General features: G+C 70.8%; 6 protein-coding genes. 4 read left to right on the top strand and 2 right to left on the bottom strand.

Going from position 1 to position 6434, the window contains the following annotated elements:
• Positions 1-291 precede the first annotated feature (291 nt).
• The 4 genes from ACFWZ5_RS17645 to ACFWZ5_RS17630 all read left to right on the top strand — a co-directional run bounded on the left by ACFWZ5_RS17645 (position 292) and on the right by ACFWZ5_RS17630 (position 4906).
• Positions 292-2838, top strand: a complete 2547-nt coding sequence (locus tag ACFWZ5_RS17645) for an ATP-binding protein (RefSeq protein ID WP_384794845.1) — start codon at positions 292-294, stop codon at positions 2836-2838.
• Positions 2839-2924: 86 nt separating this feature from the next.
• Positions 2925-3608 carry a response regulator gene (locus ACFWZ5_RS17640; protein WP_384794875.1) on the top strand — a complete coding sequence of 228 codons (684 nt, stop codon included), beginning with the start codon at positions 2925-2927 and terminating at the stop codon, positions 3606-3608.
• Between the two features lie 155 nt (positions 3609-3763).
• On the top strand, positions 3764-4162 hold the full coding sequence (locus tag ACFWZ5_RS17635) for an OB-fold nucleic acid binding domain-containing protein (RefSeq protein ID WP_384794847.1): 399 nt from the start codon (positions 3764-3766) through the stop codon (positions 4160-4162).
• A 3-nt stretch (positions 4163-4165) separates the two neighbouring features.
• Positions 4166-4906, top strand: coding sequence for a DUF3159 domain-containing protein (locus tag ACFWZ5_RS17630; RefSeq protein WP_384794849.1), 741 nt, complete (start codon positions 4166-4168; stop codon positions 4904-4906).
• A 131-nt stretch (positions 4907-5037) separates the two neighbouring features.
• On the opposite strand, the gene ACFWZ5_RS17625 is transcribed toward ACFWZ5_RS17630, so the two are convergent.
• Positions 5038-5703 (bottom strand): TrkA family potassium uptake protein, encoded by a 666-nt coding sequence (locus ACFWZ5_RS17625; protein WP_190139791.1) that lies wholly within the window; start codon positions 5701-5703, stop codon positions 5038-5040.
• A complete protein-coding gene (locus ACFWZ5_RS17620) occupies positions 5703-6371 on the bottom strand; it encodes a potassium channel family protein (protein ID WP_384794851.1) in 669 nt (222 codons plus the stop codon). Before ACFWZ5_RS17620 ends, ACFWZ5_RS17625 begins: the two co-directional genes overlap by 1 nt.
• Positions 6372-6434: the final 63 nt, after the last annotated feature.

Below are 6434 nucleotides of genomic sequence, written 5' to 3'. Positions count from 1 at the left end.
TGGTTCACCGGACCGCCACGGGCCGCTTTCGCGTACGTGTTTCCCGCGGGCGTTTATCGAAGACGTTCTTGTACGCATCGTCGAATACGGCAGGGAATACGGAGTCGGACGCGGCGCCATAGCCGCCGGGAACGGCCGAAAAACAGGCGTCCCAGGGGTCTCCTGGCGTGGCCGAGGGCATCAGGGTTGCGTAAAGGAGCCCCAGGAAGGTCGGCCTCGTCCGATTTGCCGTCATTCTTGGCCGTAAGGTCGACGCTGCGTACACAGCAGTTTCAGGAAGACAATGAGGCCATGGCACGCGGGAAGCTACGGATATACCTCGGTGCGGCACCGGGCGTGGGCAAGACCTACGCCATGCTCTCCGAGGCGCACCGTCGTATCGAGCGCGGCACGGACTGCGTCGTGGCCTTCGTGGAGCACCACCGCCGTCCCCGTACGGAAGTGATGCTGCACGGCCTGGAGCAGGTGCCGCGCAAGGAGCTGGAGTACCGCGGATCGGTCTTCACCGAGATGGACGTGGAAGCCGTCCTGCGCCGCGCCCCCGCCGTCGCGCTCGTCGACGAGCTGGCGCACACCAACGTGCCCGGCTCGCGCAACGCCAAGCGCTGGCAGGACATCGAGGAGCTCCTCGAAGCGGGCATCGACGTCATATCCACGGTCAACATCCAGCACCTGGAGTCGCTGGGCGACGTGGTCGAGTCGATCACGGGCGTGCGTCAGCGCGAGACGGTGCCGGACGAGGTGGTGCGCCGGGCCGACCAGATCGAGCTGGTCGACATGTCGCCGCAGGCGCTGCGCCGGCGGATGGCGCACGGCAACATCTACAAGGCCGACAAGGTCGACGCGGCCCTGTCGAACTACTTCCGCCCGGGCAACCTGACCGCCCTGCGCGAGCTGGCGCTCCTGTGGGTGGCCGACCGGGTCGACGAGTACCTGCAGCAGTACCGGGGCGAGCACAACATCCGCTCCACCTGGCAGGCCCGCGAGCGCATCGTCGTCGGCCTCACCGGCGGGCCCGAGGGCCGCACCCTGATCCGCCGCGCCGCCCGCATGGCGGCGAAAGGTTCCGGCAGCGAGATCCTCGCCGTCTACATCGCCCGCAGCGACGGCCTGACCTCGGCCTCGCCGAAGGAGCTCGCCGTCCAGCGCACGCTGGTCGAGGACCTGGGCGGAACGTTCCACCACGTCATCGGCGACGACATCCCCGCGGCCCTGCTCGACTTCGCCCGCGGCGTCAACGCCACCCAGATCGTCCTCGGCTCCTCGCGCCGCAAGGCCTGGCAGTACATGTTCGGGCCCGGCGTCGGCGCGACCGTCGCCCGCGACTCGGGTCCCGACCTGGACGTGCACATCGTCACGCACAGCGAGGTCGCCAAGGGGCGCGGGCTGCCCGTCGCGCGCGGCGCACGGCTCGGCCGCTCCCGGATCATCTGGGGCTGGCTGGCCGGCATCGTCGGCCCCGCGCTGCTCACGCTGCTGCTCACGCACGTCGACGCGAACCTCGGGCTCGCCAACGACATGCTGCTCTTCCTGACGCTCACCGTGGCGGCGGCCCTGCTCGGCGGCATGCTCCCGGCGCTCGCGTCCGCGGCGTTCGGCTCGCTGCTCCTGAACTACTACTTCACCCCGCCGCTGCACCAGTGGACGATCTCCGACGCCAAGAACATCGTCGCGATCTGCGTCTTCGTGTCCGTCGCGGTGTCCGTCGCCTCCGTCGTGGACCTCGCCGCCCGCCGCACCCACCAGGCGGCCCGCCTGCGCGCCGAGTCGGAGATCCTCTCGCACCTGGCGGGCAGCGTCCTGCGCGGCGAGAACAGCCTGGAGTCCCTCCTGGAGACCGTCCGCGAGACCTTCGGCATGGAGGCCGTGGCGCTCCTGGAGCGCGAGAGCGACGTGTCGCCGTGGACCTGCGCGGGCAGCGTCGGCGCCCGCGCGCACGTCGGCCGCCCCGAGGACGCCGACGTGGACGTCCCCGTCGGCGACCACATGGCGCTCGCGCTGTCCGGCCGGGTCCTGCCCGCCGAGGACCGGCGCGTCCTCGCCGCGTTCGCCGCGCAGGCCGCCGTCGTCCTCGACCGCCAGCGCCTCCAGTCCCAGGCCGACGAGGCCCGCGCCCTGGCCGAGGGCAACCGCATCCGCACCGCCCTGCTCGCCGCCGTCAGCCACGACCTGCGCACCCCCCTCGCCGGCATCAAGGCCGCCGTCTCCTCGCTGCGCTCCGAGGACGTGGAGTGGTCCGACGAGGACCAGGCCGAGCTGCTCGCGGGCATCGAGGCGGGCGCCGACCGGCTCGACCACCTCGTCGGCAACCTCCTTGACATGTCCCGGCTCCAGACGGGCACGGTCGCCCCGCTGATCCGCGAGATCGACCTCGACGAGGTCGTGCCGATGGCGCTCGGCGGCGTCCCCGACGGCAGCGTGGACCTCGACATCCCCGAGGACCTGCCGATGGTCGCCGTCGACAAGGGCCTCCTGGAGCGCGCCGTCGCGAACATCGTGGAGAACGCCGTCAAGTACGCGCCGGAGGACGCCCCCGTGCTCGTGTCGGCGAGCGCGCTGGCCGAACGCGTGGAACTGCGCGTGGTGGACCGCGGTCCCGGGGTGCCGGATGACGCAAAGGACCGCATCTTCGAACCGTTCCAGCGCTACGGTGACGCTCCACGCGGTAGCGGTGTCGGCCTCGGCCTCGCGGTCGCCCGCGGCTTCGTGGAGTCCATGGGGGGCACTCTCAACGCGGAGGACACCCCCGGTGGCGGCCTCACGATGGTGCTCACGCTGAAGGTGGCCGCGGGCCGGCCGCCCGTCGTGCCCGACCTCTCCGCCCAGATGACCTCGTGACCGCCACCGACACGGCCACCGGCCGCTGCGTACATGGCACCGACCGCCGCGCGAGCGGCACTGACAAGCCCGAAAGGCAGGTAGGAATGACCCGGGTGCTCGTGGTCGACGACGAGCCGCAGATCGTACGCGCCCTCGTGATCAATCTGAAGGCGCGCAAGTACGAGGTGGACGCGGCACCGGACGGCGCCACCGCCCTCCAGCTCGCCGCCGCCCGCCACCCCGACGTGATCGTGCTCGACCTCGGTCTGCCCGACATGGACGGCGTGGAGGTGATCAAGGGCCTGCGCGGCTGGACCCGCGTGCCCATCCTGGTCCTCTCCGCCCGGCACAGCTCGGACGAGAAGGTCGAGGCCCTGGACGCGGGCGCCGACGACTACGTGACCAAGCCCTTCGGCATGGACGAGCTCCTCGCCCGCCTGCGCGCCGCCGTGCGCCGCGCCGAGCCCACCGGGCCCGGCGAGGACGACGTGACGATCGACACCGAGGACTTCACGGTCGACCTGGCCGCGAAGAAGGTCAACCGGGGCGGCCGCGACGTACGCCTGACCCCCACCGAGTGGCACCTCCTGGAGGTCCTGGTGCGCAACGCGGGCAGGCTCGTCAGTCAGAAGCAGCTCCTGCAGGAGGTGTGGGGCCCCTCGTACGGCACGGAGACGAACTACCTCCGCGTCTACATGGCCCAGCTCCGCCGCAAGCTGGAGGCGGACCCGGCGCACCCGCGGCACTTCATCACGGAGCCGGGGATGGGATATCGCTTCGAGCGGTAGGCGGGAAGCGGCTGGGGGTCCGGGGGTTACCCCCCGGGAGACACAGCATCACGGAGCCGGGGATGGGGTACCGCTTCGAGCGGTAGTGCGCGGGCATATGCACAGGTGAGCGCACCCATTGTCGGGGTGCCCGTGCCCACCGGTACGCTTCGGGTATGAGTGCTGTTCCTGGATCCGGCAAGCCGGCCGGTCGTTTCCGGCGCATGCTCGACCGGCTTTCGACCTCCCAGGAGGACCTGGAGTCGCAGGAGCTGCGCGAGGACGCGGAGACGGCCGGCTGCACCCGCATCGGCGACTGCCACGACCGCCAGATCGTCACGGTTACTGGTACGTTGCGCACGGTCACCCTGCGGCCGCGCGCGGGCGTTCCCGCCCTGGAGGCGGAGCTGTTCGACGGCTCCGCCGCCCTCGACGTCGTGTGGCTCGGCCGGCGCTCCATCGTGGGCATCGAGCCGGGGCGCCGTCTGATCGCGTCGGGCCGGATCTCCATAGACCGGGGCCGCAGAGTGCTCTTCAACCCCAAGTACGAACTCAGACCGCTCGGACGGGAGTAGCCGGTGACGTCAGTCGACAAGCCGACCGACCAGGCCGTGGGGGAGCACCCCGAAGCCCCTGACGCCGTGGACACGAGGGCTCTGACGCAGGCCGCGCTCTTCGACGCCTTCGGCGGCATCCGCGGCACGGTCGAGACCATGGTGCCCGGGCTGCTCTTCGTGCTGATCTACACGATCACCAAGGACCTGCACCTGTCGGCGATCGCGGCGCTCGCCGTCGCGCTGCTCCTGGTCGTGGTCCGCCTGGTCCGCCGCGACACCGTCAAGCACGCCTTCAGCGGCGTCTTCGGCGTCGCGTTCGGCGTCGCCTTCGCGATGTTCACGGGCAACGCGAAGGACTTCTACCTGCCGGGCATGATCTACGGCACGGGCCTCGGTGCCGCGTTCTTCCTCTCGGCCCTGGTGGGCTTCCCGCTGCTCGGCCTGCTCCTCGGCCCGGTGTTCCGCGAGAACATGTCGTGGCGCACCCGCAACCCCGGCCGCAAGAAGGCGTACACAAAGGCGTCGCTCGCCTGGGGCCTGATCTTCCTCGCGAAGTACGCGATCCTCTTCCCGCTGTACTGGTGGGCGGACACCGAGCAGCTCGGCTGGGTCCTGATCGCCCTGAAGCTGCCGCCGATGGTCCTCGCGGTGTACTTCACGTGGGTCTTCCTGGCCAAGGCCCCGCCGCCGATCGACGTCTTCGCGGAGATGGAGGCGGAGGAGAAGGCGGAGGAGGAGCGCCGCAAGGCCGCACAGAGCTAGCCGTACGCAGGTGGGGGGGGCACCCGGAGAGTTTCCGGGTGCCCCCCACCTGCGTTGCCGTTCATCGGCCCTTCGGGCCTCGTCCTCAAACTCCCCCAAGCTCTTCGAGCAGGGGGTACCCCCTGGACGGGCTAGTCCCGCCGAGCTGACAGCAGGTCCTCGAGCTGCTCCTCGCGCGCCTGTGCCGCTACGAAGAGGAGCTCGTCACCCGCTTCCAGCGAGTCGTCCGGGGTCGGCGTCAGGACGCGCGTGCCCCGGATGATCGTGACGAGCGAGGTGTCCTCGGGCCACTGGACGTCGCCGACGCGGGTGCCCGCGAGGGCGGACTCCGGCGGCAGCGTCAGCTCGACCAGGTTCGCGTCGCCGTGGCTGAAGCGCAGCAGGCGCACCAGGTCGCCGACGCTCACCGCCTCCTCGACGAGCGCGGACATCAGGCGCGGCGTGGAGACCGCGACGTCGACGCCCCAGGACTCGTTGAAGAGCCACTCGTTCTTCGGGTTGTTGACGCGGGCGACGACGCGCGGGACGCCGTACTCGGTCTTCGCGAGCAGCGAGACGACCAGGTTGACCTTGTCGTCGCCGGTCGCGGCGATCACGACGTTGCAGCGCTGGAGCGCCGCCTCGTCGAGGGAGGTGATCTCGCAGGCGTCGGCGAGCAGCCACTCGGCCTGCGGGACGCGCTCGACGGAGATGGCCGTCGGCGCCTTGTCGACGAGCAGGACCTCGTGCCCGTTCTCCAGGAGCTCTCCGGCGATGGAACGGCCCACCGCGCCGGCTCCGGCAATGGCGACCCTCATCAGTGACCGCCTTCCTCGGGGCCCTCGGCGAACGCCGCCTCGACCTTCTCGACCTCGTCGGTGCGCATCATCACATGCACCAGGTCGCCCTCCTGCAGGACCGTCTGCGAGGTCGGCAGGACCGCCTCGCCGAGCCGGGTGAGGAAGGCCACGCGCACTCCGGTCTCCTCCTGGAGGCGGCTGATCTTCTGGCCGATCCAGGCGACCGACGCGTGCACCTCGGCGAGCTGGACGCCGCCGGTGGGGTCGCGCCACAGCGGTTCCGCGCCGGAGGGCAGCAGGCGGCGCAGCATCTGGTCGGCGGTCCAGCGGACCGTGGCGACCGTGGGGATGCCGAGGCGCTGGTAGACCTCCGCGCGGCGCGGGTCGTAGATACGGGCCGCGACGTTCTCGATGCCGAACATCTCGCGGGCCACGCGGGCGGCGATGATGTTCGAGTTGTCGCCGCTGGAGACGGCGGCGAAGGCGCCCGCCTCCTCGATGCCGGCTTCGCGCAGGGTGTCCTGGTCGAAGCCGACGCCGGTCACGCGACGGCCGCCGAAGCCGGAGCCCAGGCGGCGGAAGGCGGTGGGGTCCTGGTCGACGACCGCGACCGTGTGCCCCTGCTGTTCCAGGGTCTGCGCGAGAGCGGAACCGACTCTCCCGCACCCCATGATGACGATGTGCACGTGGCTACCCCGCGCTCCTCGTGGCCCACTTGACCTGCGTAAATGCCGTACTCATGACTCTCT

This window comes from Streptomyces sp. NPDC059003, from assembly GCF_042740445.1.
Taxonomy (GTDB): Bacteria; Actinomycetota; Actinomycetes; order Streptomycetales; family Streptomycetaceae; genus Streptomyces.
This window is presented reverse-complemented; position numbering and strand designations above follow the sequence as displayed.

Bases quoted from the DNA above. Each gene is read 5' to 3' on its own strand.
- ACFWZ5_RS17645 (WP_384794845.1), top strand. From the start codon at position 292: ATGGCACGCGGGAAGCTACGGATATACCTCGGTGCGGCACCGGGCGTG.
- ACFWZ5_RS17640 (WP_384794875.1), top strand. From the start codon at position 2,925: ATGACCCGGGTGCTCGTGGTCGACGACGAGCCGCAGATCGTACGCGCC.
- ACFWZ5_RS17635 (WP_384794847.1), top strand. From the start codon at position 3,764: ATGAGTGCTGTTCCTGGATCCGGCAAGCCGGCCGGTCGTTTCCGGCGC.
- ACFWZ5_RS17625 (WP_190139791.1), bottom strand. From the start codon at position 5,703: ATGAGGGTCGCCATTGCCGGAGCCGGCGCGGTGGGCCGTTCCATCGCC.